The sequence below is a fragment of the Nitrospira sp. M1 genome (assembly GCF_965152605.1).
In genome coordinates this window covers 3613201-3637130 of record NZ_OZ224217.1, presented here as the reverse complement: position 1 = coordinate 3637130, position 23930 = coordinate 3613201, and the positions used below count along the sequence as shown (strand labels likewise).

Below are 23930 nucleotides of genomic sequence, written 5' to 3'. Positions count from 1 at the left end.
CCCCAACTTGCAAATATCAATCTTGTCATTTTGGGGGGAGTTTGAGTTGCACGTAATTACGTGAATGATTGTTTTTCAGGAGGCTGTGATGGAGCATCAAAATGTTACCCTTTCTCTTCCCAAAACCCTTTTAAAGAAAGCCAAAATTGTGGCAGCACAGGAAGAGAAGTCTTTGAGCGAATTGATGAGAGAAGTGTTACGAGGGAAGGTTGAGCAACAAACAGGCTATGAAAAGGCCAAGCAGCGGCATCTCGCGCTGCTTAATAGGGGATTGAATTTAGGAACAAAGGGACGTTTCTCCTATACTCGAGAGGACCTGCATGACCGTCCCTAAAGTTTTTGTGGATACGAATGTGTTGGTGTATGCTCATGACAAGACGGCTGAGCGAAAACATGATGTCGCAAGAGAAGAAATTCGAAAGCTGTGGGAGACGGAAACTGGAGTAATCAGTACTCAAGTCCTTCAAGAATTATTCGTCAGTTAGACCCCCCAAATTCCCATACCAATTGATAGACGGAAAGCCCGCACCATCCTTGAAGACCTTTGCGTGTGGGAGGTGGTTGTGATTGATGAACATTCCGTGCTTGGTGCCATTGATTTGCAGGCCAAGTTCAGGTTGTCTTTTTGGGATTCCATCATTCTTGAAGCGGCCTGTCGAAGTGGGGTCACGACTCTATATTCTGAAGATCTCTCGAATGGGCAACAGGTAGGACTGGTGACTATTGTTAATCCCTTTACGAATTGAGGCTGAAGTCCTTTTCTCAAAGAAGTATTTCTGAAGTTGTGTTGAAATACAAATGAGTATGGTAAGAGCAGTTACGGAGAGAGTCGTGAATGTGTGAAATTTATAGCTTTTCAATTTGACTTCTCGCAGTTTCTAATTGCGTTGAGAGGTCTGACCACCGATTGGTAAGTTTTTCTAGGTCTCTTCCCCATGTATCTCGTTCCTGGTGCAGCGTATTCCAGCGGCTATAATCTTGGTAGGTAGCAGGGTCGGCGAGTTCTTTGTCTCGCTGGGCGATACGTTCCTCGCGTGTGGTAATCTCCTCTTCAGCCTTACGGACTTGCTTCTCAAGCCGGGCGATGGTCTTGGAGAGTTCTCGTCGCGAAGGTCCTTGTGGAGGAAGGGGAGCCGGTGGAGTCGTGGTGGCTTGCGCTTTGGGTTGTTTGTGTTGCTTATGCTGTTTGGTGGGTTTTGCGGAGTCGATGTTTTTCGTCGACTGTTTGATTGATTCCCATTCCTGTGCACGTTTCCAGAGGTAATACTCATAGTCACCAATGTAGTCACGGGCTTTTCCTTCATCGATTTCCACCACGCGGGTCGCGGCACGGGAAAGGAAGACCGGATCATGTGAAATAAACACGATCGTTCCCGGAAATGTGGTGAGCGCATCGGTTAGGACGTCGACTGAAGTCGGATCCAAATGATTTGTGGGTTCGTCTAAGAGGAGCGTGTTGGCGGGTTCGATCAGCATGCGTGCTAATGCGACGCGATTGCGTTCGCCGCCGCTGAGGGCTTTAATCGGCTTTTTTTGATCATCCCCTGAAAATAAAAAGACGCCAGCGATACTGCGCAAGAAATTTCTTTCAGCGCGTGGAGCCGCTTCTTCAAGGGAGTCAAGAATGGAATGCTCGGGATTCAGGATTTCGGCTTGATGTTGTGCAAAATAATGTACCGTGACTTCGTGACCCAAGGTCCGAGAGCCTTGTTCGAATTCCAACACCCCGGCGAGTACTTTCAAGAGCGTGGATTTTCCTGCACCGTTTTCGCCAACCAGTGCAACCTTTTGCCCTCTTGCAACTGCAAAATCAATCCCTTCATAAATAACTTTTTCTCCGTACGCTTTGTGAATATTTTGTAACTCTATCACCTGTTTTCCGCTGGGACTCGGCTCTGGGAATTTGAAGCGAATGCGTTTTCCATCACGCTTGCGTTCGATGAGTTTGACTTTTTCAAGTTGTTTAATCCGAGATTGAACTTGACTGGCTTTGTTGGCTTGGTAGCGAAACCGGTCGACGAAGGTCTGAACGCGTGCGACTTCCTTGGCTTGCCGATTCGCGGCTGATGCTTCTTGCACATCTCGTTCTGCGCGCAACTTTTGAAAACTCGTGTAGTTGCCCCGATATTCTTGGATGGTGTAATTCCGTAATTCCCACACGTGCGTTACCATACGATCTAAGAACGCGGTATCATGACTGATTATGACTAGTGTCATTCTGGCGGACAATAAGAAGTTCTCAAGCCAAGATTGCGTGGCTTGATCGAGGTGGTTCGTTGGTTCGTCCAACATAAGGACATCCGGTTCTGAAAGCAGGAGGTGAGCCAGGGCCACGCGCATACGATATCCGCCAGACAATGTATGCATGCTCCTTTCCCAGTCACCTTCACCCATTCCCAGGCCGGACAGGATTCGTTTCGCCTCATGTTCCGGATATTCATTCCGATGGGTGGCTTCAATAATGGTTCGACCGGGAAGGGTTTCGAGTTCCTGGGGGAGATAGCCTATCTTGAGATGCGGACGTTTCCGGACTCTGCCTTCGTCAGGTTCGTCGGTGCCATGAATGATACGAAGCAACGTGGTTTTCCCGGTGCCGTTTGGGCCAACGATTCCCACGCGGGTATCAGGACGCAGATGAGCAGAGGCCTGATCGAATAAGGTTTTCGTTGGATATTCCTTGGTGAGGTTTTCGATATGAAACATGATTTAACGCATTTTTCCTGTAATACGGCGGTCTCAGCGTCCGTCCGAATGTAAAAAAAGAGAAGGTAAAGCGTGCTGAAGGGTTTTTTACTGAAGAAATATTGGTGGAGCTGGCCGGGATTGAACCGGCGACCTCGTGAATGCCATTCACGCGCGCTCCCAACTGCGCCACAGCCCCACTCGCAAGGATGATGCTAACATGGGATATTATACCGGTCAAGGTAAAGACGTGCGTACGTCTCGACAACACAACATAAAAAACATACATGGTAATAATGTATAGCGATATTGACAAAGTTTACCGTGCGACCTACGATGACACTGGTAGCTCTGGCAAGTCGTTTGTCAGAGCTTTTTTGTTTGGGTTTTTTGCATCGGACATCAACGGTAGGATGGATCTATGGCGAATCTAATTGTAGTAGGCTCTCAGTGGGGCGATGAAGGAAAAGGCAAAATTGTTGATTTGCTTGCAAAAGAAGCGAAAGTCATCGTCCGGTTTCAGGGAGGGTCCAATGCTGGGCATACAGTTATTACAAATCGAGGGACGTTTATTTTCCACCTTGTTCCCTCAGGTATCTTATATCGCGGGAAACTTTGTGTGTTGGGAAATGGCGTCGCGATCGACCCAGGCGGATTTATTGAGGAGCTTGATGGATTGATTGCAAAAGGGGTCAAGGTTGGGCGAAATCTCGTCATTAGCCATCGTGCGCATTTAATTATGCCGTATCATAAGGCGATTGACCGGGCAGCGGAAGAAGCCAAGGGAGCACGTCGTATCGGAACGACAGGACGAGGCATTGGTCCGGCTTATGTGGACAAGATGGCTCGAATCGGCATGCGGGTTGGCGATTTATTAAATCCAACAGGATTTAAACGGAAATTAGAAGATAATTTGGTTGAGATCAATAGTTTGTTACGTCACATCCACAAGACCAATGGTTTTCATGTCGACAAAATCTATGAGCAATATATGGGATATGCTCAACGGTTGCAGGGGTACATCGCCGATGTCTCACTGCTCTTGGATAAGTCGATCAAGCAGGCTCAGCCGATACTCTTTGAGGGGGCGCAAGGCACACATTTAGATGTCGACTTCGGAACCTATCCGTATGTGACTTCATCCAGTTCCTGCGCTGGAGGTGCCTGTACCGGGACTGGAGTCGGGCCAACGAAAATTGATGCGGTGCTCGGTGTGACCAAAGCCTATACCACGAGAGTGGGGGGCGGACCCTTTCCATCCGAATTAACGGATGATGTGGGTGAAAGCCTAAAAGCCAGAGGTCAGGAATTTGGCGCAACAACGGGTCGGGCCCGCCGATGCGGGTGGTTTGATGCGTTGTTGCTTCGGCATGCGGTGCGTGTCAATGGGCTGACTTCGTTAGCCGTGACCAAACTCGATGTGTTGGATGGATTTGAAGAATTAAAGATTTGTAATGGCTACCGGTATAACGGCAAGTTGTACAAAGAAATGCCGGAAGACCTTGATATCTTAACCAACTGCACGCCGGTCTATGAACGGTATCCCGGGTGGAGTTCCGATACCACGGGCATCGTTTCTTACAAAGCGTTGCCGACGCAAGCGAAACGGTATTTAGCCAGAATCGAAGAACTGACCGGATGTCCAATTGACATGATTTCCACGGGCTCGAAACGAGAACATACGATTCTTTTAAAGAATCCGTTGGTTGCCAAAAAGAAAACGTCAAAGTCTCGCCGTTGATACTCACGTCGTAGAGATATTGTTTGACAACGTGCAAGCCGGTTGTTTAGCATCGCCTCAGGTGAGCCGCTAGCTCAGTTGGTAGAGCATCGCCCTTTTAAGGCGAGGGTCGAGCGTTCGAGCCGCTCGCGGCTCACCAGTTTTCAAGGACTTAGATAATCCGACTGCTTTTGTCGATCTTTCATAGACCAAATCATTGGCCAAAAGAGATGAGGCCGCCAGTTTTGCCACCACCTTCCCGAGCTTCTATTCCCATTCTTTCCCTCCGTGACTGTTAGCGCGCTATCATCCTAAACCTATTTGTCTCATAAACAACTGTGAGACCATGAATGACTGGATAGTTCAGCTGTATAACTCGTAGAGGTAGGAGTTCACATCACCAAAATCACAGAATTGGTTTTTGCCCGACTACTTCATTTATCAAGGGTTATCTCCAGTTTTAACGAGATCATGATAACGATAGCATGAGATATGAGGAGTAAAATTTCAGCTTGTGAAAGGGACTTCTTCACGCTAGTTTAGAGTCGTAACAGGGTTATTGATTATAAAATTAAGTCATGCGAAACACCAAGATTTTAATGGCGGACGACCATACGCTGGCTCTCCAAGGTCTTCGCGAACTCTTAAAAAATGACTATCAGATAGTTGGGGAAGTTCATGACGGAAGTGAAGTCGTTCCAGCTGCTCGACAACTTCATCCGGACATTGTCTTGCTTGATATTTCGATGTCGCGCGTCAATGGATTTGAGGCCGCAGCCCAAATCAAAACAACTTTGCCTGGAGTCAGGATCATCTTTGTCACGATGCACACAGAGCCCACCATCATCATGGAAGCCTTTCAAGTAGGCGCTTCAGGGTATGTTCTTAAGCATAGTGCGGCCTCCGAGCTAATCTATGCCATTCAAACCGTTCTACGGCACGAATGGTTTCTCTCATCTCAGATAGGGGGAGACATTCGCGAAAAACTTTCCATTCAAATTGAAGGAATGCCTTCGGATGAACTCTCAGGGCGATTGACAAAACGACAGGAAGCCGTCTTGCAACTCATCGCCCAGGGGCAATCGTCTAAACATATTGCTCAGAGACTCAACATATCCCTCAGTACGGTGGCGTTTCATAAGACGAGCATCATGCAGGCTTTGGGCTTGAAGACTTCGGCCGAACTGACGAAGTATGCAGTTCGCAAAGGGATAACCAAACTATAAAATGAAATGTTCTCCGCTACGCCAAAGAGATTTCGCCAGTGCCTGGTCCGTAAGATTCCAGAATATGCAAGATGAGTCGAGGAATCCAACCTAGGTTGGGACGATACGATGCGTGATGGCCAATTTAGTCAACTCTGCCGTCGTATGAAGGTTGAGCCTTCGCATCATACGATGTTTATGAAATTCAACTGTTTTAAGTGAAAGGGATAACGTTGCCGCAATTTCTTTATTTGAACGGCCTTCGGCGACAAGCTGTAAGATTTCGCGCTGTCGTGGGGTGAGTTGTTCAAGGTCAGATGAGTGACGACGTTCAGAGATGGTGGATGAAAGCGACTGCTTACTAGAATCATCGGCAATGGAAGGAGAATAATAGGTACGACCGTCAAGTACTTCTCGAATGGCCAAAATCAATTCGCTGGCGGCTGATTGTTTGACAACGTAGCCAGAAGCCCCTACCGCAGTTGCATCATTCACAAATGACGGGTCAGTATGCATGGTGAGGAAGATTATTCTTAGCGACGGCAAGATTGTTTTGATTCGTTGAGCCGCGTCAAAGCCATTCAATGAGGGAAGAGAAATGTCTAACAACAAAACATCGGGCGCTAGCGTTCGGATTTCTCGAATCAACGTCTGGCCGTCCTGAATGATCCCAATAAGATCGAATTCGGATTCAATTAATTTCGACACGCCTTCGGCAATGAGCGTGTGGTCATCAGCCAAGAGTATTCGAGGTCGAGTCATATATGACTTTTGGTGTAAGGAATGCTCACGACCAATTTCATCCCAAGTTTGGGTTTGGTGTGGACTGTCAATTTCCCTTTGACCAACCGCAGACGTTCCTGCATGCTGATAAATCCCAGGCCCTGCTTAAAGCTTACCATCTGGCTTTTAGTCAACCCAACTCCATTATCTTGAATGGAAAGCCGAAGGCTTTTTGAAAAACCTTCCAAAGATATGACAACCTTTGTCGCTTTGCCATGTTTCACACTATTTCCAAGACTTTCTTGAGTCACTCGATACAAGCAATTGGTAATGTTCGGAGGAAGGTTGTTGGGAATATTCTTATGATTCAACTCGGTTCGAAGGCTTTCCCGCTGAACAAAATCCTGGAGAAAGGCCTCAAGAGCCTTGACCAAACCAAGGTAATCTAAAATTGCGGGATGCAGCTGATGGGACAGAGAACGAATGTCGTTGGCAAGAGCTGTAATCTTTGCATGGAGGCTCTGGAGTTCCGATTGAATCGCCCTCGGCGAGGTCGGTAAATTTTGTTCGAAGGATTCGACCTGAAAGGCCAACATGCCGAGTTTCTGACATGTGTCGTCATGCAAGTCACGTGCAAGACGTCGTCGTTCATTTTCTTGAATCGAAATTAACTGTCCGGCTAGCTGTTGTAATTGATTTCTTTGTCGGCGTAAAAACATGTTGGCCGTAGCTGTCTTCGCTTCTGCTGTTTTGCGCTTTTGTTCTTCTTTGTGAACTTTTTTCTTGACATGTCGAAGATCGGTTGTGCGAGATCCTAAGTGTTTTTTAAGGAGTTGTTTTTCCTGCACTAACGAATCTTGGATTTTCTTCTGAATCGTAATGTTGTGCCACGAAAACCGTGTACATCTAACCTCACCCATCTCATCTTCTGAACCCGAAAGTCGCAGACTAACCGGAAGAGTTCCACCCCGCTTTTTTTTGAGTTGAAGGTCGGCCTCAGGAACTCTTTTTGAGTTTAGGAAAGAATTATAAACTTTTTTGACGGAGCCACGACAGGATTCATGGTGAAGATCCGCAACCGAACGCCCGATCAGGGTAGTCTTCTTATAGCCCAGAACGTCGGCTAGAATTTCATTGCATTCAATGATTTGTTTCGTGCGAGGATCGACAAAGGCAACCATGTCTCCCCCCTGATCTTCTAATTTTTTCATCGTGGATTGCGTAACAAGTTGTTGATGTGAGTCTTCTGTGATTGGGATGGCTCTTCTTGATGACTAGGGTTTTGTCCAGTTCAGACACGTATGTACGTCAATTAAAATCTTATAAAGGATGTAAAGAAATCATATAGCCATTCATCTAAGAACGCAATGAAACATAATCTAGAGGCTGCTCTACGAATCGGTCGATCTAAGTAATGAGATAGGTTCTGAGACGTCCACCACGCTATGAAGCATGGTGAGGTAGTTCTGAAGTGACATAAAAAAGAAAAGGAGGATCCAATGACGACGGTCTTTCCAGGGTTCAAAAAACCTTTATTGATGTTTTTGTTGTTCACGATGATGTTCGCTTTAGTGGGCTATAGCGTTGAAGCAGGACACGGAACTGATGGGCAAACCGAAGGAGCAATCGAACGACGGTTACAAATGGACGCTCGGATCAATGCAAAGCACATCGGTGTAAAGGTCGAGAATGGCCACGCCAAATTATTTGGAACTGTAGAGACGTTAGAAGAAAGGGCTCTCGCCACTACTATCGGTGGGTCACTCATTGGGGTCCAGTCGGTAAACAATGCAATCGAGATTGAACGTAAAGTGGGGCAGGATCGTCAAACACGAAATCGCATTGAACGTTTATTGGAAAGTGCGATGATATCTGACAATGATAACATCACGGTGCGGGCTACAAATGGCACTGTGACACTCGAAGGAACCGTGTTGCAGTTGAAGGACAAAAGGAAAGCGTTTCGAGTCGCGCAATCAGTCAGCGGCGTAAAAGAAGTTGAAAATTTGATACAGGTTGTCGACTCAGAGCGAACGGATAAAGAGATCTATAACGATGTCATACTCTACTTAATGTGGTCTCCTATACTCGATATCGACGAGTTGAAAACAGAAGTAAACGACGGGATTGTCTCGCTCCAAGGTTCAGTCGACCATTTGGCTCATAGAGACGTGTTGATTATCGATATCGAGAACATTCACGGTGTGAAGGAAGTCAAGGTCGGAAAAGTCGTGCCTAAATCGCTTAAAGCCTTTTCTACTAACTCCACAGAAAATTCTTGATCGTAACTAAAAGGACACTTCACTCATGAATAATTTGAAAGAAACATATCAGGAAAAGATTGATCAAACCATCCAAGAGTGGGCGGCTCAACTAGAGGCGTATTCTACGAAATTGGAACATCTGAAGGTCAAAGCTGAAGGGTTAGAACGATCGGCCAAGATCGAATACCTCGAGAAGCTTAAAGACCTTGAGAACCGAATCGCGAGTGCGTACGAAAAGTTGGAGGAAAGCCGGAAAAAATATGAACAATTGATGGAGGTTAGTGATGGAGCTTGGGACGACATCAAGTCGGGTGGGCAAATGGCCTGGGATGATCTCAAGTCTGGTATAGAGAGTGCCTGGGACGACTTCAAGATTGCCTTCGATAGTGCATCGGAAAAGTTCTCAGAAAAAAATGATGATAAATAATCGAGAGATGGGTATGGAGTGATTCAAAATCGCATCAACTGTGAAAATGCAAGCATCTTGGAGGTAGGACTATGAAAACGTCGCCTAGCCATTTCAGTGTTCTTGTGTTAGCTATGGCCGCTGCCTTTTCGGGTTGTGATAATTCACATACGCAGACTCAACAAGAACCACAAGTTTCAGCGAAAGATGTGGAAAAGACCGTGAAAGAAGCGATCGAGGTCACTAAAAGCTTTGCCGAGAACAAGTTCGATGAGTATAGAAAATCGATAGAAATGAAAATTAACTCCCTTGATCAAAAGCATGTGGAACTCAGTAATCACGCCAAGCGGGCTGGCGAAGAAGCTAACGCTGAAGTACACGAAATACTCGATGCGATGGAGAAGAAAAAACAAGATCTGCTACGGCAAATGGAAGAGCTGAAATCTACCAGCGGAGAGGCAGTAGAAGATCTGAAGACTGGCATCGATCAAACCTTGGTAGAATTAGATAAATCGTATGATACCGCACTTGCTCGTTATTCAAAAAGTTAATCACGCTAGTGACATGAAAAACGTTGAGGGTATCCGTGAAATTATGAGCTGGTCTAGGCAGGACGATTAGATTGGTTAATGATTCATGGATTTAGTCTCAGTGCGTAGAAAGGAGAATATCATGATGAGCTCTAGAGAAGCGTATCAGCGATAAATGGAAGGTAAATTGAAAGAATGGAATGTCAAACTCGATGAATTAAAAACGAAAACAGAAAGTGCTTAAGCAGAAACCAATATGCAAATAAACCAGAAAATTGATTCCCTGCAACAGAAACATGAAGTGGCCAAGAAAAATTCCGACAATTGAAGGAAGCAGGAGATGATGCGTGGGAAGATCTTAATCTGGCGTCGAGACCGTATGGGACGCACACATGGGATAAATGTTGCCACTGCCACAGTGACATAACGACAGTAATATGCTGAGAATTATATAATTAAGAAAAAGAGGTGAAATATGGAATCCGAGAGTCGCTGCATGCTCTTTGCAAGTATGTCTTTCTTAACGGGATTGGTACTGGGGTTAAGTTCGGGCTTGCTGTATGCTCCACAGTCAGGAACACGAACACGGAGAAAAATTAAGCATATGATTGATGATGCAAACGATCAAGGAGAAGAATGGGTCGATGATACTAAAGGGTCTGTAAGTGATCTGATGAAGAGAGGAAAAAAAATAGTTGGAGAGCGCAACGTGAACTGAGCTCATAAAGCAATCAGCGGAAGATTTACCCGAGATCATCTCAATGTTAGTTGTGGCATCAGATATCAAGAAAGAGAGTAATTATGTTTGGGTCATTTGGATGGATGGAATTATTCCTAATTTTGCTAATTGTATTGATTATCTTTGGAGCGGGAAAAATCCCTCAATTGGGTGAAGGATTAGGTAAGGCCATTAAAGGCTTTAAGAAATCGGTCAATGAAACTGATGATCTCGATGTCTCAACCCCTACTTCGGACGATCAGGAAAAGCTGAATAGACAGGATAATGAGCAACGAGAGACCCTGTCAGGTCATGGCGTTGTACAGGAACAACCCCAGGACGATCAATCTGAAGATTTCCGGTCGGCACAGAAAACATTTGAATCTTGATCACCACGATATGTTTGCCGGGAGTATTTGAGAGGCAAAAGGGGGGGGATTGTCTAATGCCCAGAAGAAACAAAACTAAATTTATCGAACGGCCAAATTGGCAAGTCGAACCTATATTAACAAATATTGGATACGAAGAGTATTTACGATCGAAGCACATAGAAACTCTAGTTTATGTAAGGTCAAAGAATCGTGGTTAAGGATACCTTCACTTGAGAGGCACTGATTATGTTTCATATTAAAAAGAGTGTCCCATGCGTAAAATTCAATCAACAATTACGCCAATATTCGTGTTTAGTCTCGTTGCAAGTATAGGATTTATACTTCAACCATCGCTCCTTTTGTGCATCAGAAAAAAAGCGACTGAGAAAGGTGCCGCAAATGCCACTGAAAAGCTTCAACGAAGTGCTCTAGCTGGTAAAGATTTTCCGAGTTCCGGTGACCCGGCCCAGGGAGTCGAACCGACAATCTCACTGAAATGGAATAACGTTAAAAAGCCAAGAAACGATTTTGAAAGTAAGGCTTTCATGTACTGCTCCCCATTTATCAAGCGGCGACGAACTGAGTCAGGTGGCTGGATTGATATTCTTGTTCGAACTGCGCTGGCGATTTATAGCTCAACGCTGAATGATGATAGTGGTCGTTATCGTGCTTGACCCACTGGGCTAACGCCTCTCGTAATTCTTGATGACTCGACCACTCTCGTAACCAGATGAGTTCTTCTTTTAGGGTCCGCATGAGACGCTCCGTATCGGCGTTCCCTTTGGGATTTGTGATAACTGGGACACACCTGCGTGCTACCCAACGTCGTACAGGTCTTCATAAAGAGCGTCCCCATCGATTGACAGCCATTGTCGCTCATGAGATACAGCCCCTGCTCCTTTCCCCCATTGGGAAACTGTTGCTGGAGTCCTTGGTCGATTGCGTGGAGCCAGTCCTGAACCGTGGACCGCCTCCCGGCTTGCCACCCCACAATCTTTTTCGTGTACCAAGCCAGCACGAGGACGATGTACAGCCACCCCTCGGCCTAGACCAAGACCTTGGTCATATCCATCCCCCACCACTGATTCGGCCGATGCGGTTTCGGCTTACTCCGTGTGGGCGTCTGGCTCGCCCGTAGTCGAGGATTCGCGGGAACCAGCCAGTATAACTATCGCATGAGCCGCAGGATCCGTTTCCGGTTCACCACCAAGCTCTCAGTGAAACGCAGATGGGCCCAGACCCGGCGAGATAGCCCCAAAAGGGATGCGCCGCTTTCAGGGCTTCGATCCGCTTGCACAACGTGGTATTGCGCGCTCTGACCGCAGGCGACGGGTGCCGCCGCGTCATACCCACCCCGCGTCGCTTTTTTTGAGCTCCAGAGTGAGTTTACCCACCACCTGTTGGAGGCGAGCATTCTCTTGCTGCAACCTTGCCTCTCGTTGGCTCTGCTGGTGGACTTCAAAGGCTTGACTGACATGCGTCAGAAATTGGTCCCGCCATTGGTAATCCTGGGCTTGACTGATCTGATATTCCGTACACAAGGCGGCGACGGACTTCCCTTTGAGTCCTTGCAACACTATCACGGCTTTCATTTTGGCATCCCACTTCCGTCGCTTCATGGCTGATCCCTCCTTGCTTGATCAGCCACACTGTACTAAGTCCCCCCAGCCCTCTGTCTTAAGGGGGTGCAGTATAAATTCATCACGCGACGACGTAACGAAAGTGCCAGTCTTGTAGATCATTCTTCATTTCCTCTGCCAACAACGCTCTAGTTGTTTTAGCTAACCGTTCTTCAATTCTTAAGCAAGAAAGTTAGTACAAAGACACGTGACTGGTAGCGGAATACGGTGAACAACTATTTGGGCACGAGTCGTTCCCAAACTAGGGTTTTTGCCAGTTGTCGTTTTGTCTGCAGCCGGTAGTCTTAATCCTAACTAAGTTATTCGCTGGTGCATCACATGAACTTGTTAATGAATGTTGACGTGTGTTGAATTATGATCTCAGAGAGGAAGAACCAATAGGGAAGGTAGGAGATGACGAAGAACTGAAATCCGACCGTAAAAGACAAGTGATGGCTCATATGAATGACTCGAGGGACAGGTCTTGCTTTCTATGCGCTCTCCCCCTTCATCTGAGTGGAATGATCAAACGTCAGATGTTTACAAAGAAGGTCCAATATGCATCTAATTGCAGATGATCAAAATAAGATACCTCCTTGTGCAAAACGTATACTCATCGTCGAGAGAGAAACAAGCGATGCAACATGGCTAAGTGAATTTTTAGCATCCAAAGGATATAACGTTTTAATTACTGTGCATCAAGAAGAAGTTTCGAAGATTCTTCAAACTCAAGTAGTTGACGGGATTTTTCTGAATTTGGATGATACAAGCATGCGGGGCTTGGACATGATGAAGAACATTCGATCCAACTTCAGTATGATACCCGTCATCATCACGTTCTCAGAACCGGGTGGACCCAAGGTTCGGGAGGCCTTTGCAGAAGGGGTGAAAGGCTGTGTATCAAAACCAGTATCTTTCGAACAACTACAAGAGGCCTTATTCATATTTGAAAGGCATTTAGTGAGCCGCTAAGGACAAACGTTTTTATGAGCATGATTAAGCCGCACAAGAAGTTGTTCAAAACTTGCATGGAACGCTGTTGAGGTGCAGTTGCAGGCTGCAAAATGCGCGGTCTGCAAATGTAGCGAAGAGAGGTTTCCAATGCGATAGAATTTGCTGATATCAATCCTCTGCGGAAGACTCTCAATACAGAAGATCTTAAACTTTTCCTAAATGACAACATCTACTCTGCACAAATTTGAGGGCCCCCAACATGATGGTCAAAGACATTATGACTCCAACAATTGAAAACGTAAAAGGTAGCTGTTTCTTGTATGAAGCTGCTCTTAAGATGAAACGACTCGGGACTAAGCAATTACCAGTGATGGACTACGGCCAGCTTGTCGGAATTCTTACTGATGAGGACATCGCCTTCAAAAGTGTCTCCGCGCGAAAGGATCCCACACAAACGCAAGTAAGGGATTCGATGACTACCGGGGAAATTACATGCTCTCAATATCTGTCGATTGAGGAAGTTGCGCTTCTGATGAAACAAGTGAATCACAAGTATTTCATTGTGTTGAATGAGGAGAATGAAGTGGTTGGAATTGTTTCTCGCCACGAAGCAGTGGAATGTGTGAAAGGTCACAATCAATAAAAAATTCTCAAGACACTTTCACACGCCATGGCACCAAGGATTGGGTTGCCTTGTCCATCTTCCCCAAGAGCTCGAGTTGCACTTACAAGTTGAATCCAAGCGGCATATCAGTTTGATTTCCAACCACAGTCTTTCACCATTACATTATTACATTTTCATATGCTGAACACTTGATACCTGTGATTAGGCTTAAGCATTTCTCATCTATTTGAGACCTTAGAGATGACCCTAGATATTCCGAGAGCTTTCGCCTAATTGTCACATACGACAAAAGACATTCTCTCTCAAATGATTTTTAGTTACGTATGTCTCACCCGTCATACAAATCAGATGCGCCAGGGTTTTTACTAGTTTTGAGATATCTCGGCAGAGGTCATACTAATACTCTTGATAGACTACGTGGATAGATAATTTGAATACAGCTCATGCGAGGGCAAACGAATTTTAATTATCGATTGTGAAGAAAGGACCGTCGTGCAACTCCATGACCACCTAGAGTTCAAGAATTGCACCGTGTACACAGCTAAAAATGAACAATGTGGATTTGCTATCCTGAATGCCGTGAAGATAGATAGTGTGCTTGCCAGCTTCGACCTGTCCAGCATGAATGGACTGAACGTGCTGCACCATTTTCAAATTCAGTACCCACAAATTCCTGTTATCGTGATGTCTTCAAATTTCACATCGAGCCTGATGAGAGAATCTTTAGCAAGAGGCATTGAGGGCTATCTCTCCAAGCAAATCACCGCAGAACAATTGAAAGAGCTCCATTCATTTTTGAGAGACACGTGGAAACGCTCGAACTAGAATAAAATATGCGAAATTCTCTTAGTCGGACAAATCCACCACACAATCAAGAAGGAGGTGTCCATGGTACGGGTCCAACAAGGAGACAGGGTGAGAATCCACCTTGCCGTAAGTCTTGAAGATGAAACGGTTATAGAGGCAACTGATAGTAAACAGCCCCTTACCTTCACTCAAGGTGAAGGGAATGTTCTGCCGTCCGTGGAACAGGCCGTACTCGGTATGGCACTTGGTGAAACCAAAACGCTTCACATTACAGAAAAGGAAGCCTTTGGCCCCTACAGTTCAGACCTGATCGTGCAATTAGACCGCTCTGAGTTCGATCAGCGAGACATACATCCAGAAATAGGTCTTGAGATAGAGACAAAGCAAGCCAATGGCGTCTCACTCGTCGCCAGGGTGACAGATGTTTCTGAGACAAAAGTAACGATGGATGCCAATCATCCATACGCAGGACATACTTTGACTTGTAACCTTTTATTAACCGGAATTGATTAATCTAGTTGTCTTGTCACGATATACACCATAGAAAACAGCATAGAAGGCAAGGCGATATAAGTGGATGGTCCAGTCATTGAAAAAAGCGCTTTCATCGTAATAATGGAGGTCTTGAACAATGACCATTGAGCAAGCACAATCATGCAGGGTGTTATGGGAGGCGAAAGGCTCAACGAACTGTGGACATGCAGCGATTGAGAATGAGTACTATCCAACTGGTGAACCAACGGGCTTCTTGGTGTGTTCCTCCTGTGGAACTTACATAGGAGAAGACTTAGAGAGTTTTTCGGAATCGTAATGCTTGGAACATTTTATGAACTCACACAATAAATAGATCAAGAAAGATGTGTGTGAGGGCCGCAAGTTAGTAGACATGAGAAAAGGAAGGCGACGAGGCACGATTGTTTTCGCTTCAACATAATTGATTCATGAAATTTGCCTCTCAAGTCACGAGGACACTAAAATATATACCCGACATGCGCAGCTACGCTTGTCTAGACGAGATTTATTAGGTTCATATCACCAATAAACGCTCTACTATTCGAGGTGACCTATCATGAAAAGTTTAATTCTACTCCTTTCCACAGCTCTTTGTTTCAGTGTTATGATCTTGGTGGCTACTGTTGCTGCGCTCCCTCAATCAACCACAATCGCGCCAGAAAAATATTTAGGCGAGGTGGTCATCCCAGAAGCGATTAAGGGCTTCGACGAGCAGAAAGTCCAAAAGGACCCAATTTGTGATTCAAGCATGCGACCAAAGATTTAGAACATCAAGCCCGACATTGCAAAGCCAGGCGATAAGATCATTGTAACTGGCAGTTTTTTGGGGAAGAAAAAAGAATGCCTGCACAGTGTCACGATCGGCACTGAAGCGGGGAAAATACAACGTATGTCAATGATCAGACAGTGGAAGTCACGGTTCCGGATTCTGTACGGCCAGGGCTAACGTTTTTAAATATCCAATCCGGTGGTGGGTCAGCCCGTTCAGCTATCTTGATAGCAGGCCAAAAGTGAACTGGCTCGTGGACATTTCCTTATGCGTGAAGTTTGAATATGACACCGTTACATGTCGTGGTCATAGGTGGAGGATTCGGCGGATTAACGGCGGCTCGTGTGCTGAGGAAGGCACATGTCAACATCACCTTAATCGATAAAACCAATCATCACGTATTTCAGCCATTATTGTATCAGGTAGCAGTTGCCGCCCTCTCTCGAGGAGATATTGCAACGCCCCTTCGTGAGATTTTTCGGTCACAACGCAATGTGCGAATTATCATGGATGAGGTTCAAGCCATCGATTGTGAAAAACGTGTCGTGGACTTGAAGGAAAAACGTATTGGGTTTGATTATTTGGTTCTTGCTCCTGGCTCACAACCTTCATACTTCGGTCGTCAGCACTGGCGACAATTTGCATGGAGTTTAAAAACTTTGACAGATGCGATCCGAATTCGTGATCACATCGTCTACTCGTTCGAACTGGCAGAAGGATTTGCGTCTCGTTCAGAGGCAAGACCCTATCTCACTTTCGTGATAGTCGGTGGCGGGCCAACCGGTGTTGAATTGGCTGGCGCCATAGCCGAAATTGCCAAGTACAGTATTAGGCCAGATTTTCCGTCCCTGAAAGATGAGATGATATCCATTGTTCTTATTGAGGCAAATTCTCGGCTATTGGTCGATTTCCCTCCCGAATTATCACAATATGCAAAATTGATGTTAGAACAGCTAGGAGTGAAGGTCCAATTGAACTCCAGAGTAACTAGTCTGTCCGACAAGCTCGTCAGAGTCGGCGAGCAGTCCATTGAGACGGCAAATGTGATATGGGCGGCAGGCAATGAAGCTTCCCCTCTGCTTAAAACACTCAAGACGAAGATGGATACAATGGGACGGGTTCATGTGGAAAAGGACCTTTCTTTACCCGGCTATCCTTCGGTGTTTGTGATCGGAGACGCAGCTTGTTGTCCCGGCGAAGATGGTTGCCCACTCCCAGCATTGGCGGCCGTTGCGATGCAACAAGGCCGTTATGTGGCTGAAGTAATCAGAAATCGAACTTCTCGTGAAAAACGGAGAGGTTTTCGTTTTCACAATCGAGGCATCATGGCTACATTAGGACGTGCTAGAGCAGTCGCGGTCTTCAAGAGATGGCATATCACTGGACTTGGCGCCTGGGTAATCTGGTCAGTGGTTCATATTTTTTATTTAATCGGATTTGATCGTGTTCGAGTCACAATGGAATGGATTTGGTACTACCTAACCTATAAGCCCGGAGAACGCCTCATCGAGACGAAATCCGACACACAAACTTAAATGAAATTATCTCCACTGCACACTTTTTAGCACAACCGAAAAGACAAAATTGCGATCTTATCTCACATTGATAAGATGCTGGTCATTGCCGACAAGCACTCGAACGGCAACTAGACACACCGAAACCCCAAAGTGCTGATGAGATTCTGAGGCCGAAGCTAGGGCTTTTGTGAGGTATCATCATCCTTATTCTCTCGTATGATTGATGAACAATTTAGTCGGTCCGATACGATGATTCGTGACGAATCATTCAACACTTTTCACCCTATCAATTTGTCCACCATCTATTAACATGGACCAGTTAACGTTCATCATTGATTCAAGCAAATGGAACTTATCTATCAGTCTTTTCGTTTTTGGAGTTTCCGCAATTCTCATTGCCATTTTTGGTTATCGATTAACGGTATTGGCTGATCATCTTGCCGATCGAACCGGCCTCGGAGAAGCGTTAACAGGCGCCTTCCTTCTCGGGGCGATGACTTCCCTCCCGGAGATCAGTACCACCGTCACGGCAGCGGTGAAATCGCATGCTCAACTCGCCGTCAGTAATGCTCTCGGTGGCATCGCCGCGCAGTCTGTTTTTTTGGTGTTGGCTGACTTCACGTATCGACGGGCCAATCTTGAGCATGCGGCAGCATCTATTGCGAATCTCATGCAGGGCACACTTGCCATTGTGTTAATCGCCTTCTCAATCATGGGGAGCATGATGCCAAAATTCCAAGGCTTACTCGTTCACCCAATCACTCCACTGATGTTTGGTGCTTATTTTTATGGGCTTTATCTTGTTTTTCGAGTTCAATCGGATCCAATGTGGCGTCCCAGACAGACATCCGAGACTCGGGAAGATCATATTGATGAGTTGGCAAGCAGGCAAATACCACTTTGGCATTTGTGGACGAAATTCATTCCAGTCGTGCTTATCGTTGGTTTGGGAGGTTGGTTGATCGCTAAATCGGCAATTGCCCTATCTCAGAATACAGGGCTGTCAGAAACCATCGTGGGCGTGCTCTTCACTTCCATTTCAACGTCGTTTCCGGAGTTAGTCACTACCATTGTCGCCGTTCGACAAGGAGCGTTAACCTTAGCCGTTGGAGGAATATTGGGTGGGAATGCGTTTGATTCATTGCTCATCGCCATTTCTGACACAGCCTACAACACCGGATCTATTTACCACGCTATAAGTTCTGATCAAATTTTTCTTATGGGATTAACCATTATTATGACCAGTATTCTCCTTATGGGTTTGATTCGTCGAGAACAACATGGAATTGTCAATATTGGGTTCGAAAGTTTTGCAATCTTGATGCTCTATGTTAGTGGAGTGGTCTATCTTGTGCTTGGATAATGCCTCGAGGCTTGATAATCCACTGGTTGAAGAAAAAAGTAAATTGTCGTGTTCGAAATCGATGTATGATGTTGAATACCCCAGACCCTGAGATCTTTCTCTCGTTCAACATTTTCTCATTACATCGTATTGGTCATGTTAATCAGCATGATTGCAGCCATACTCCCATACCGATATCTTCCGTTAACGTGATGCTTGAATTCAAGTTATAAGTGCAATTTTCTCGGCTTCTACACGAGCGGGACGAAGTGATGGTGGAAGAGCTGATTGGGGGGTTGATACCCACGGGTTTTCCTTGGCCGATTATTGAGATGGTCGACGGCGTGTTTCACCTGCTGCCACGACACCGTTCGGAAATGCGTGCGCTTCGGGAAAAACTGGCGCAGCAGGCCATTCGTATTTTCATTGATCCCGCACTCCCATGATGAATAGGGATGAGCAAAGTAGGTGGTCGCCTCGAGGGCGTGGGCGATGGCCTTATGCCTCACGAATTCTGTTCCATTATCAAAGGTCAGGGTCTGCACCCGCTCTTTGAAGGGCCGCAGTAGGCGGATGATGGCCTGACTGACTTCCTGAGCGGATCGGCTCAAGACGCGTGAGCAGACCGTATACAGGGAGGCACGGTCGACCACTGTCACCAGTACACTTTTTCTATCCGCCCCAATCACCGTATCACACTCCCAGTCGCCCAGACGGGTTTTCTCCTCGACCTCTTGAGGCCGCTCCGTAATCGAGACCCGATTGAGAATACTCGAAGCGCGAGCGCCTGAGCCATAGTGCTTGCGACGCTGCTTGCCGCCTTGTCGCAGAAACGGCTTGAACTCAGCTTTTCGTGTGCTGTTACTGTCAATGAAGCGATAGATCGTTTCATGACTAAGGCTGATGTCATGATGCTGCTTTAAGTACCCACTGACCTACTCTGGACTCAGGTATTGCCGAAGAAGCTGGGTGAGTAAGGGCGTGACTTCCTCGGTCAGCTTCCGATGCTTGTGACGATGGGCGCGCTGCTTGCGATGATGCACGATCTGCAGAGCCCAGTGATACGTATACATATGACACTGCGGGTAGGTATTTCGTTTGAGTTCGCGACAGATCGTGGAGGGATGACGGCCCAGGACCTCGGCGACCTGCTTTTGCGTCTTCCCTTCTCGCCGGGCTTGCCATATATAAAACCGTTCCGCCTTGCTCACGTGATAATAGGATTGCATGAGTACAATTCCTCCGGGTAAGTTGATGAGTGTGTCACCTCATCAACAACGATGAGTGAGGCAAGAGAAATTGCACTTATTGTATGAATCCGCGATCACGCATGAAGCATTACGACTCAACATCGCCGATGGGCAAGAAAGTAATCTTTCATCGGTGTTACAATTTTTTAATCTAGAGGATGCGGAGATTCGTCATGCGACTCAAACATGGGCTGAAAGCCTCGTCAGATTTCTCACCCACCCGCTTATGAGTTCTTTACTCATGACCCTGGGGATGCTGGGCATTTTCCTCGAATTGCGGGCTCCAGGATCTGGGATTCCAGGTATCATCGGAATCATAAGTTTGCTGTTGTTTTTTTGGGGGCATGGGCTGGTTCATCTTGCAGGTTGGGAGGAATTTTTATTTGTCGGCCTCGGCGTCATTCTCATCGGATTGGAAATTTTCGTCGTTCCAGGTTTTGGAATTACAGGTATGCTCGGACTTGTCACCCTCCTTGCTGGATTTGCATTGAGTCTCTTCGGAGCAGGAGCCACGTGGGAAACCATGTTAACCTCGATCAGCCAGGTCGCACTCTCGATCACTCTGGCGATCGTCTTTGCCCTCCTGCTCTTACGTTTCCTGCCACGTCTTCCATTCGGCAAACAGTTTATTTTTGAGACATCTTTACTGACGAAGGACGGATATGGTTCGGTGGAATATGTCAACATTGTTCATTGAATCACCCCAGAGGGAATCCTTTTCTCGTTCGCACCGGATGACACAATATTTAGCGTTAGTAGTTCGAAGGGTTGAAAAGGATGTTGAAGAAAAAAGAAGGCAGACTTTTCAAATACTACTCAACAGAAAGATTCGCAGGAGATCCACTGCGCATCTAGTCTGCTCAGAAAATAAAGAAGGGAGGAAAATACTTCCTCCCTTCTTTCACTTCAAAACTTCTTATGGCTTCATTGATTCTGTTGACTGTCTTGAGATTCCGTTGCGATACTCAACCCTTCATTTTTTTTATCAAGCTCTTGCGCTACATCTGAGAGTGTTTTTAAATCCTCATTACCTGCCATGCTGGATTGTTTCAGTGCTTCTTGCCCAAAATAATTGGATCTCCCCGCGTCGTTGGCCAAGGATTGGCCCCTAACCGGATCCTTTAATACCTTCATGGGATGACCTGGGTGATCTGGAAGCATTGCTGGATTCGCCAGGGCTGTCGTCGCTAACGTTGTGATTCCCAAGATTGCACTGACAACAACGGCTATTTGACGAGACTTTCTCATAAGGCCTCCTTTTGATGATATTGAGATTAATACATTCGATTGACCAATCGTCTTATAAGGCATTGTATCGCCTCTCTGCTGGTATCCAACTACAAGAAACCCTTGTCAACAAAAGTGAAGACATTGGTTGGTTGATCATTTACTAACTCATGCCAGAAAGCCCCCTGTTTTACACGGGGATGAATGGCATCATTTTTGGAGGCTTGGAGGACAGATTCCTCCAAACTCTCTCGCAGGAATTTTGAGAAGCCCCGCCCTTTGGGCAGGGAGCTTCACTAACGGGAAATCTCACCTTCAAAGCTGGAGGATTCCTGAATTGTCATTGGAGGGACAACTGAAAACATCCCTAGTTTCCCACAACTCATGCGTATTTAGTCCATCGCCATTTATTTTTAAGCTCCTACTACTCTATGCTCAACCCTACTCCCACATAAACTCGAAGCAGATCGTGACGAGTTATGGACTTCACTACTACGCCATCTTGAATAACGGGAAGCACGAGAATGTGTTTTTCTTCCAATAGTCTATGCGCCTCGGAAATTGATGTAGTATTTTCAACAGAAATATTTTCTGGATTCATGATTTCAGTCACCGTAATGGCATTGAGATCAACACCTGCCTCCACGGCATTTAAAATGTCAATCTCACTCACAAACCCAAGCAACTTATTTTCATCGTTTACAACAGGTGCCCCTGTTAAATGGCTTGATAATAATTCGATTGCTGCTCTTGATGCGGTATCCTCTTCTCGAAATTGTGTAGTATTAGTAGCAACAATTTGCCCGACGGTTTTAAAACCTTCCGATGGTATTCCTGGCATTGACATAATCCCTCCTCTCGCATTGGTTATACTCTAGGTAGATCATGTTTTCCTGGTTTGAATAACTCTTTTTCAAAGATAGGTGCTTAAACACGTATATTCTACTATCAATAACCCTAGTTTGAGATGCCAGAATTTCTTCCTATGCATTATTTGGCCGAGAAACTATAGTGGACCCCCAAATTCTGCCCCCGCTTAGCCAAACTACAGTGTGATTTGAATAGAGGGAGTACGTGGGGAAGAAACGGGCCTGACACAGTGCCGAGTTAAAGCGCCGGGTCGCGCTCGAGGCCTTGAAGGGGGAGACGGTTAATGAGTTGGCCGGCAACTATCAGGGGCATCCGACGCAGAGCAGTCAATAGAAGCGTCAGGTGCAAGAGCGCATCACCGAACTGTTTGCCCACGGACAGGGGAAGCCTCCACTAGGGTTTTCATTAGTTATTCTTCCGTTTCAGCTTGCATAAGATGAATACTCTTATAAGGGGAAAACATTCAGTTTCTGGCCACGATAAAGAAGTAACGTGACGAGTTGCGCAAAACCCTTCGTCTTCTAATAAACTGGGAACAACACGACCATTCATGTCTGGCCTATCGCCTATGGACGTCTGAGAAAGAATCCATAGTTAACGTGCAAGAGAATATGTCTTTACGTGATCAGCTAATGTCTAAAATCGATAAACACCAGAGATAAACTGTTTGCTTATCGAAGTTGCAAATCAATAAGAAGAAGAGAAAGGCGATATCTTTATGGAGAGAGGAGGGGGCCATGGCAAGACGCTCGAGCGCATCAGGCCGGACGACTGGCAAAGATGAAATAAATTATAAAAGTCCGTTGGCGAGAAAAGTCGCAAAAGTTCAGTCTACAAAGAAAAAAACTGAAATTACGAACGCCTTTAAAGCCTCTCAGCAGAGCAAACGAAAGACGAGTGATGGGAGAACGGCTTCTTCTGGGTAAGTAAGGGCAGACAGCATACCATTCTTTCGATTTCAGGATTGAGTCATGAGGACACAAGACACCTCTATTACGAATGCCAGACAGCGAATTACACCACTTTGGGGAGGCTACCATGTTGAGAAGTCTGGACAGGATTCGCGGGTATACCATTCAAGCGAGGGATGGAGATATCGGACAAGCCAAGGATAGTTATTTTGATGATCGGGAATGGATCATTCGTTATTTGGTCGTCGACACGGCTAAGTGGTTACCCAGTCGTCTCGTTTTGATTTCTCCGACATCTGTTGGACAACCTGACTGGAAGACTGAACGTGTACCCGTAAATTTAACAAAAGACCAGATCGAAAGAAGCCCCGGCATAGAGATCGATAAGCCGGTCTCACTACAAAAAGAAAGTCAACTTGCTCGCTATTATCGATGGCCTGCTTATTGGGGTGGAATCGATCCCCTGTTTCCAGCACCCCTAGGCGGTGGGCCGATTCCGGTCCCAGAAGAGACACAAGCGGCGATAGACGAATGGGAATCAATTGCTGAAGAACAAGCCAATCTCCATTTACGGAGCGCTATAGAAGTCACGGGTTATACCATACACGCTACAGATGGTGAGATTGGCTACGCCATGGATCTCATCGCTGATATCGACGCATGGACGATCCGATACCTAGTGATTGACACCCACAAGTGGCTACCCAGCAAACACGTGCTGATCGCACCACAGTGGATTAAGGAGGTTGACTGGGCAGAAAACCTGATGCACGTCGATCTAACTCAAGGGCAAATCAAAGATTCTCCGGAATACGACTCCTCGGCTCCAATCAATCGCGAATTCGAACTACAAATGTACGACTACTATGGACGTCCTTGCTATTGGAGTTGATTCTCTAAAAAATTA

31 protein-coding genes and 2 tRNA genes are annotated in these 23930 nt (G+C 46.1%); 22 read left to right on the top strand and 11 right to left on the bottom strand.

Features of this window, described 5'->3' with window-relative positions:
• The first annotated feature begins 88 nt into the window (after positions 1-88).
• The 3 genes from ACWHX8_RS16445 (at position 89) to ACWHX8_RS16435 (ending at position 746) form a co-directional block, all read left to right on the top strand.
• Positions 89-334, top strand: coding sequence for a CopG family transcriptional regulator (locus ACWHX8_RS16445; protein WP_447969217.1), 246 nt, complete (start codon positions 89-91; stop codon positions 332-334).
• On the top strand, positions 321-485 hold the full coding sequence (locus tag ACWHX8_RS16440; RefSeq protein WP_447969216.1) for a PIN domain-containing protein: 165 nt from the start codon (positions 321-323) through the stop codon (positions 483-485). Before ACWHX8_RS16445 ends, ACWHX8_RS16440 begins: the two co-directional genes overlap by 14 nt.
• Positions 486-563: 78 nt before the next feature.
• Positions 564-746 carry a hypothetical protein gene (locus ACWHX8_RS16435; protein WP_447969215.1) on the top strand — a complete coding sequence of 61 codons (183 nt, stop codon included), beginning with the start codon at positions 564-566 and terminating at the stop codon, positions 744-746.
• 100 nt (positions 747-846) lie between these two features.
• Here the strand turns inward: ACWHX8_RS16435 and ACWHX8_RS16430 are convergent, their stop codons facing one another.
• Both ACWHX8_RS16430 and ACWHX8_RS16425 read right to left on the bottom strand, forming a co-directional pair.
• A complete protein-coding gene (locus ACWHX8_RS16430; protein WP_447969214.1) occupies positions 847-2703 on the bottom strand; it encodes an ABC-F family ATP-binding cassette domain-containing protein in 1857 nt (618 codons plus the stop codon).
• A 102-nt stretch (positions 2704-2805) separates the two neighbouring features.
• Positions 2806-2881 (bottom strand) — tRNA-Ala (locus ACWHX8_RS16425).
• Between the two features lie 222 nt (positions 2882-3103).
• Between ACWHX8_RS16425 and ACWHX8_RS16420 the strand changes: the two genes are divergently transcribed.
• From ACWHX8_RS16420 to ACWHX8_RS16410, 3 genes are all read left to right on the top strand, one after another.
• Entirely contained in the window at positions 3104-4423 is a 1320-nt protein-coding gene (locus tag ACWHX8_RS16420) for an adenylosuccinate synthase (protein WP_447969213.1), read from the top strand.
• Between the two features lie 63 nt (positions 4424-4486).
• Positions 4487-4562: transfer RNA gene (locus ACWHX8_RS16415), tRNA-Lys, on the top strand.
• Positions 4563-4980: 418 nt separating this feature from the next.
• Positions 4981-5628, top strand: a complete 648-nt coding sequence (locus ACWHX8_RS16410; RefSeq protein ID WP_447969212.1) for a response regulator — start codon at positions 4981-4983, stop codon at positions 5626-5628.
• A 90-nt stretch (positions 5629-5718) separates the two neighbouring features.
• On the opposite strand, the gene ACWHX8_RS16405 is transcribed toward ACWHX8_RS16410, so the two are convergent.
• Both ACWHX8_RS16405 and ACWHX8_RS16400 read right to left on the bottom strand, forming a co-directional pair.
• Positions 5719-6369 (bottom strand): response regulator, encoded by a 651-nt coding sequence (locus tag ACWHX8_RS16405; RefSeq protein WP_447969211.1) that lies wholly within the window; start codon positions 6367-6369, stop codon positions 5719-5721.
• The gene (locus ACWHX8_RS16400; RefSeq protein ID WP_447969210.1) at positions 6366-7541 is read right to left on the bottom strand and encodes a histidine kinase; all 1176 of its coding nucleotides are present in this window, start codon (positions 7539-7541) and stop codon (positions 6366-6368) included. The genes ACWHX8_RS16405 and ACWHX8_RS16400 overlap by 4 nt, the downstream gene beginning before the upstream one ends.
• Before the next feature lie 288 nt (positions 7542-7829).
• Here ACWHX8_RS16400 and ACWHX8_RS16395 point away from each other — a divergent pair, with 288 nt between their 5' ends.
• The 5 genes from ACWHX8_RS16395 to tatA all read left to right on the top strand — a co-directional run bounded on the left by ACWHX8_RS16395 (position 7830) and on the right by tatA (position 10637).
• Positions 7830-8612 carry a BON domain-containing protein gene (locus ACWHX8_RS16395; protein ID WP_447969209.1) on the top strand — a complete coding sequence of 261 codons (783 nt, stop codon included), beginning with the start codon at positions 7830-7832 and terminating at the stop codon, positions 8610-8612.
• 25 nt (positions 8613-8637) lie between these two features.
• Positions 8638-9021, top strand: a complete 384-nt coding sequence (locus ACWHX8_RS16390; RefSeq protein ID WP_447969208.1) for a hypothetical protein — start codon at positions 8638-8640, stop codon at positions 9019-9021.
• Between the two features lie 71 nt (positions 9022-9092).
• The gene (locus ACWHX8_RS16385) at positions 9093-9551 is read left to right on the top strand and encodes a hypothetical protein (RefSeq protein ID WP_447969207.1); all 459 of its coding nucleotides are present in this window, start codon (positions 9093-9095) and stop codon (positions 9549-9551) included.
• A 454-nt stretch (positions 9552-10005) separates the two neighbouring features.
• Positions 10006-10248, top strand: a complete 243-nt coding sequence (locus tag ACWHX8_RS16380) for a YtxH domain-containing protein (protein ID WP_447969206.1) — start codon at positions 10006-10008, stop codon at positions 10246-10248.
• An 83-nt stretch (positions 10249-10331) separates the two neighbouring features.
• Positions 10332-10637 carry a twin-arginine translocase TatA/TatE family subunit gene (tatA, locus tag ACWHX8_RS16375; protein WP_447969205.1) on the top strand — a complete coding sequence of 102 codons (306 nt, stop codon included), beginning with the start codon at positions 10332-10334 and terminating at the stop codon, positions 10635-10637.
• Between the two features lie 397 nt (positions 10638-11034).
• On the opposite strand, the gene ACWHX8_RS16370 is transcribed toward tatA, so the two are convergent.
• Both ACWHX8_RS16370 and ACWHX8_RS16365 read right to left on the bottom strand, forming a co-directional pair.
• Positions 11035-11166, bottom strand: coding sequence for a hypothetical protein (locus ACWHX8_RS16370; RefSeq protein ID WP_447969204.1), 132 nt, complete (start codon positions 11164-11166; stop codon positions 11035-11037).
• A gap of 17 nt (positions 11167-11183) precedes the next feature.
• Positions 11184-11375 carry a hypothetical protein gene (locus tag ACWHX8_RS16365; protein ID WP_447969203.1) on the bottom strand — a complete coding sequence of 64 codons (192 nt, stop codon included), beginning with the start codon at positions 11373-11375 and terminating at the stop codon, positions 11184-11186.
• Here ACWHX8_RS16365 and ACWHX8_RS16360 point away from each other — a divergent pair.
• On the top strand, positions 11374-11757 hold the full coding sequence (locus ACWHX8_RS16360; RefSeq protein WP_447969182.1) for a hypothetical protein: 384 nt from the start codon (positions 11374-11376) through the stop codon (positions 11755-11757). The two genes, ACWHX8_RS16365 and ACWHX8_RS16360, sit on opposite strands and share 2 nt — an antisense overlap.
• Positions 11758-11962: 205 nt before the next feature.
• Here ACWHX8_RS16360 and ACWHX8_RS16355 read toward each other — a convergent pair whose 3' ends face one another.
• Positions 11963-12238 (bottom strand): transposase, encoded by a 276-nt coding sequence (locus ACWHX8_RS16355; protein ID WP_447969202.1) that lies wholly within the window; start codon positions 12236-12238, stop codon positions 11963-11965.
• Positions 12239-12796: 558 nt separating this feature from the next.
• On the opposite strand from ACWHX8_RS16355, the gene ACWHX8_RS16350 reads away from it, so the two are divergent.
• From ACWHX8_RS16350 to ACWHX8_RS16320, 7 genes are all read left to right on the top strand, one after another.
• A complete protein-coding gene (locus ACWHX8_RS16350) occupies positions 12797-13210 on the top strand; it encodes a response regulator (protein ID WP_447969201.1) in 414 nt (137 codons plus the stop codon).
• Positions 13211-13451: 241 nt separating this feature from the next.
• On the top strand, positions 13452-13835 hold the full coding sequence (locus ACWHX8_RS16345; RefSeq protein WP_447969200.1) for a CBS domain-containing protein: 384 nt from the start codon (positions 13452-13454) through the stop codon (positions 13833-13835).
• 441 nt (positions 13836-14276) lie between these two features.
• Entirely contained in the window at positions 14277-14642 is a 366-nt protein-coding gene (locus ACWHX8_RS16340; protein WP_447971928.1) for a response regulator, read from the top strand.
• Between the two features lie 63 nt (positions 14643-14705).
• Entirely contained in the window at positions 14706-15137 is a 432-nt protein-coding gene (locus ACWHX8_RS16335; protein ID WP_447969199.1) for an FKBP-type peptidyl-prolyl cis-trans isomerase, read from the top strand.
• A 556-nt stretch (positions 15138-15693) separates the two neighbouring features.
• A complete protein-coding gene (locus ACWHX8_RS16330) occupies positions 15694-15903 on the top strand; it encodes a hypothetical protein (protein WP_447969198.1) in 210 nt (69 codons plus the stop codon).
• 287 nt (positions 15904-16190) lie between these two features.
• Positions 16191-17441, top strand: a complete 1251-nt coding sequence (locus tag ACWHX8_RS16325) for an NAD(P)/FAD-dependent oxidoreductase (RefSeq protein WP_447969197.1) — start codon at positions 16191-16193, stop codon at positions 17439-17441.
• A gap of 292 nt (positions 17442-17733) precedes the next feature.
• A complete protein-coding gene (locus ACWHX8_RS16320) occupies positions 17734-18786 on the top strand; it encodes a sodium:calcium antiporter (RefSeq protein ID WP_447969196.1) in 1053 nt (350 codons plus the stop codon).
• A gap of 230 nt (positions 18787-19016) precedes the next feature.
• Here ACWHX8_RS16320 and ACWHX8_RS16315 read toward each other — a convergent pair whose 3' ends face one another.
• On the bottom strand, positions 19017-19637 hold the full coding sequence (locus tag ACWHX8_RS16315) for an IS30 family transposase (protein WP_447971927.1): 621 nt from the start codon (positions 19635-19637) through the stop codon (positions 19017-19019).
• A 63-nt stretch (positions 19638-19700) separates the two neighbouring features.
• Entirely contained in the window at positions 19701-19994 is a 294-nt protein-coding gene (locus ACWHX8_RS16310) for a helix-turn-helix domain-containing protein (protein ID WP_447969195.1), read from the bottom strand.
• Between the two features lie 70 nt (positions 19995-20064).
• Between ACWHX8_RS16310 and ACWHX8_RS16305 the strand changes: the two genes are divergently transcribed.
• Positions 20065-20712, top strand: coding sequence for a hypothetical protein (locus ACWHX8_RS16305; RefSeq protein ID WP_447969194.1), 648 nt, complete (start codon positions 20065-20067; stop codon positions 20710-20712).
• Positions 20713-20939: 227 nt separating this feature from the next.
• On the opposite strand, the gene ACWHX8_RS16300 is transcribed toward ACWHX8_RS16305, so the two are convergent.
• A complete protein-coding gene (locus ACWHX8_RS16300) occupies positions 20940-21263 on the bottom strand; it encodes a hypothetical protein (protein ID WP_447969193.1) in 324 nt (107 codons plus the stop codon).
• Between the two features lie 403 nt (positions 21264-21666).
• Positions 21667-22089, bottom strand: a complete 423-nt coding sequence (locus ACWHX8_RS16295; protein ID WP_447969192.1) for a CBS domain-containing protein — start codon at positions 22087-22089, stop codon at positions 21667-21669.
• 760 nt (positions 22090-22849) lie between these two features.
• Between ACWHX8_RS16295 and ACWHX8_RS16290 the strand changes: the two genes are divergently transcribed.
• Positions 22850-23038 (top strand): hypothetical protein, encoded by a 189-nt coding sequence (locus ACWHX8_RS16290; protein WP_447969191.1) that lies wholly within the window; start codon positions 22850-22852, stop codon positions 23036-23038.
• Between the two features lie 112 nt (positions 23039-23150).
• On the top strand, positions 23151-23915 hold the full coding sequence (locus ACWHX8_RS16285) for a PRC-barrel domain-containing protein (RefSeq protein ID WP_447969190.1): 765 nt from the start codon (positions 23151-23153) through the stop codon (positions 23913-23915).
• Positions 23916-23930 lie beyond the last annotated feature (15 nt).

Bases quoted from the DNA above. Each gene is read 5' to 3' on its own strand.
- ACWHX8_RS16445 (WP_447969217.1), top strand. From the start codon at position 89: ATGGAGCATCAAAATGTTACCCTTTCTCTTCCCAAAACCCTTTTAAAG.
- ACWHX8_RS16440 (WP_447969216.1), top strand. From the start codon at position 321: ATGACCGTCCCTAAAGTTTTTGTGGATACGAATGTGTTGGTGTATGCT.
- ACWHX8_RS16430 (WP_447969214.1), bottom strand. From the start codon at position 2,703: ATGTTTCATATCGAAAACCTCACCAAGGAATATCCAACGAAAACCTTA.
- ACWHX8_RS16420 (WP_447969213.1), top strand. From the start codon at position 3,104: ATGGCGAATCTAATTGTAGTAGGCTCTCAGTGGGGCGATGAAGGAAAA.
- ACWHX8_RS16410 (WP_447969212.1), top strand. From the start codon at position 4,981: ATGCGAAACACCAAGATTTTAATGGCGGACGACCATACGCTGGCTCTC.
- ACWHX8_RS16405 (WP_447969211.1), bottom strand. From the start codon at position 6,369: ATGACTCGACCTCGAATACTCTTGGCTGATGACCACACGCTCATTGCC.
- ACWHX8_RS16400 (WP_447969210.1), bottom strand. From the start codon at position 7,541: ATGAAAAAATTAGAAGATCAGGGGGGAGACATGGTTGCCTTTGTCGAT.
- ACWHX8_RS16395 (WP_447969209.1), top strand. From the start codon at position 7,830: ATGACGACGGTCTTTCCAGGGTTCAAAAAACCTTTATTGATGTTTTTG.
- ACWHX8_RS16390 (WP_447969208.1), top strand. From the start codon at position 8,638: ATGAATAATTTGAAAGAAACATATCAGGAAAAGATTGATCAAACCATC.
- ACWHX8_RS16385 (WP_447969207.1), top strand. From the start codon at position 9,093: ATGAAAACGTCGCCTAGCCATTTCAGTGTTCTTGTGTTAGCTATGGCC.
- ACWHX8_RS16380 (WP_447969206.1), top strand. From the start codon at position 10,006: ATGGAATCCGAGAGTCGCTGCATGCTCTTTGCAAGTATGTCTTTCTTA.
- tatA (WP_447969205.1), top strand. From the start codon at position 10,332: ATGTTTGGGTCATTTGGATGGATGGAATTATTCCTAATTTTGCTAATT.
- ACWHX8_RS16370 (WP_447969204.1), bottom strand. From the start codon at position 11,166: ATGAAAGCCTTACTTTCAAAATCGTTTCTTGGCTTTTTAACGTTATTC.
- ACWHX8_RS16360 (WP_447969182.1), top strand. From the start codon at position 11,374: ATGAGACGCTCCGTATCGGCGTTCCCTTTGGGATTTGTGATAACTGGG.
- ACWHX8_RS16365 (WP_447969203.1), bottom strand. From the start codon at position 11,375: ATGCGGACCCTAAAAGAAGAACTCATCTGGTTACGAGAGTGGTCGAGT.
- ACWHX8_RS16355 (WP_447969202.1), bottom strand. From the start codon at position 12,238: ATGAAGCGACGGAAGTGGGATGCCAAAATGAAAGCCGTGATAGTGTTG.
- ACWHX8_RS16350 (WP_447969201.1), top strand. From the start codon at position 12,797: ATGCATCTAATTGCAGATGATCAAAATAAGATACCTCCTTGTGCAAAA.
- ACWHX8_RS16345 (WP_447969200.1), top strand. From the start codon at position 13,452: ATGATGGTCAAAGACATTATGACTCCAACAATTGAAAACGTAAAAGGT.
- ACWHX8_RS16335 (WP_447969199.1), top strand. From the start codon at position 14,706: ATGGTACGGGTCCAACAAGGAGACAGGGTGAGAATCCACCTTGCCGTA.
- ACWHX8_RS16330 (WP_447969198.1), top strand. From the start codon at position 15,694: ATGAAAAGTTTAATTCTACTCCTTTCCACAGCTCTTTGTTTCAGTGTT.
- ACWHX8_RS16325 (WP_447969197.1), top strand. From the start codon at position 16,191: ATGACACCGTTACATGTCGTGGTCATAGGTGGAGGATTCGGCGGATTA.
- ACWHX8_RS16320 (WP_447969196.1), top strand. From the start codon at position 17,734: ATGGACCAGTTAACGTTCATCATTGATTCAAGCAAATGGAACTTATCT.
- ACWHX8_RS16310 (WP_447969195.1), bottom strand. From the start codon at position 19,994: ATGCAATCCTATTATCACGTGAGCAAGGCGGAACGGTTTTATATATGG.
- ACWHX8_RS16300 (WP_447969193.1), bottom strand. From the start codon at position 21,263: ATGAGAAAGTCTCGTCAAATAGCCGTTGTTGTCAGTGCAATCTTGGGA.
- ACWHX8_RS16295 (WP_447969192.1), bottom strand. From the start codon at position 22,089: ATGTCAATGCCAGGAATACCATCGGAAGGTTTTAAAACCGTCGGGCAA.
- ACWHX8_RS16290 (WP_447969191.1), top strand. From the start codon at position 22,850: ATGGCAAGACGCTCGAGCGCATCAGGCCGGACGACTGGCAAAGATGAA.
- ACWHX8_RS16285 (WP_447969190.1), top strand. From the start codon at position 23,151: ATGTTGAGAAGTCTGGACAGGATTCGCGGGTATACCATTCAAGCGAGG.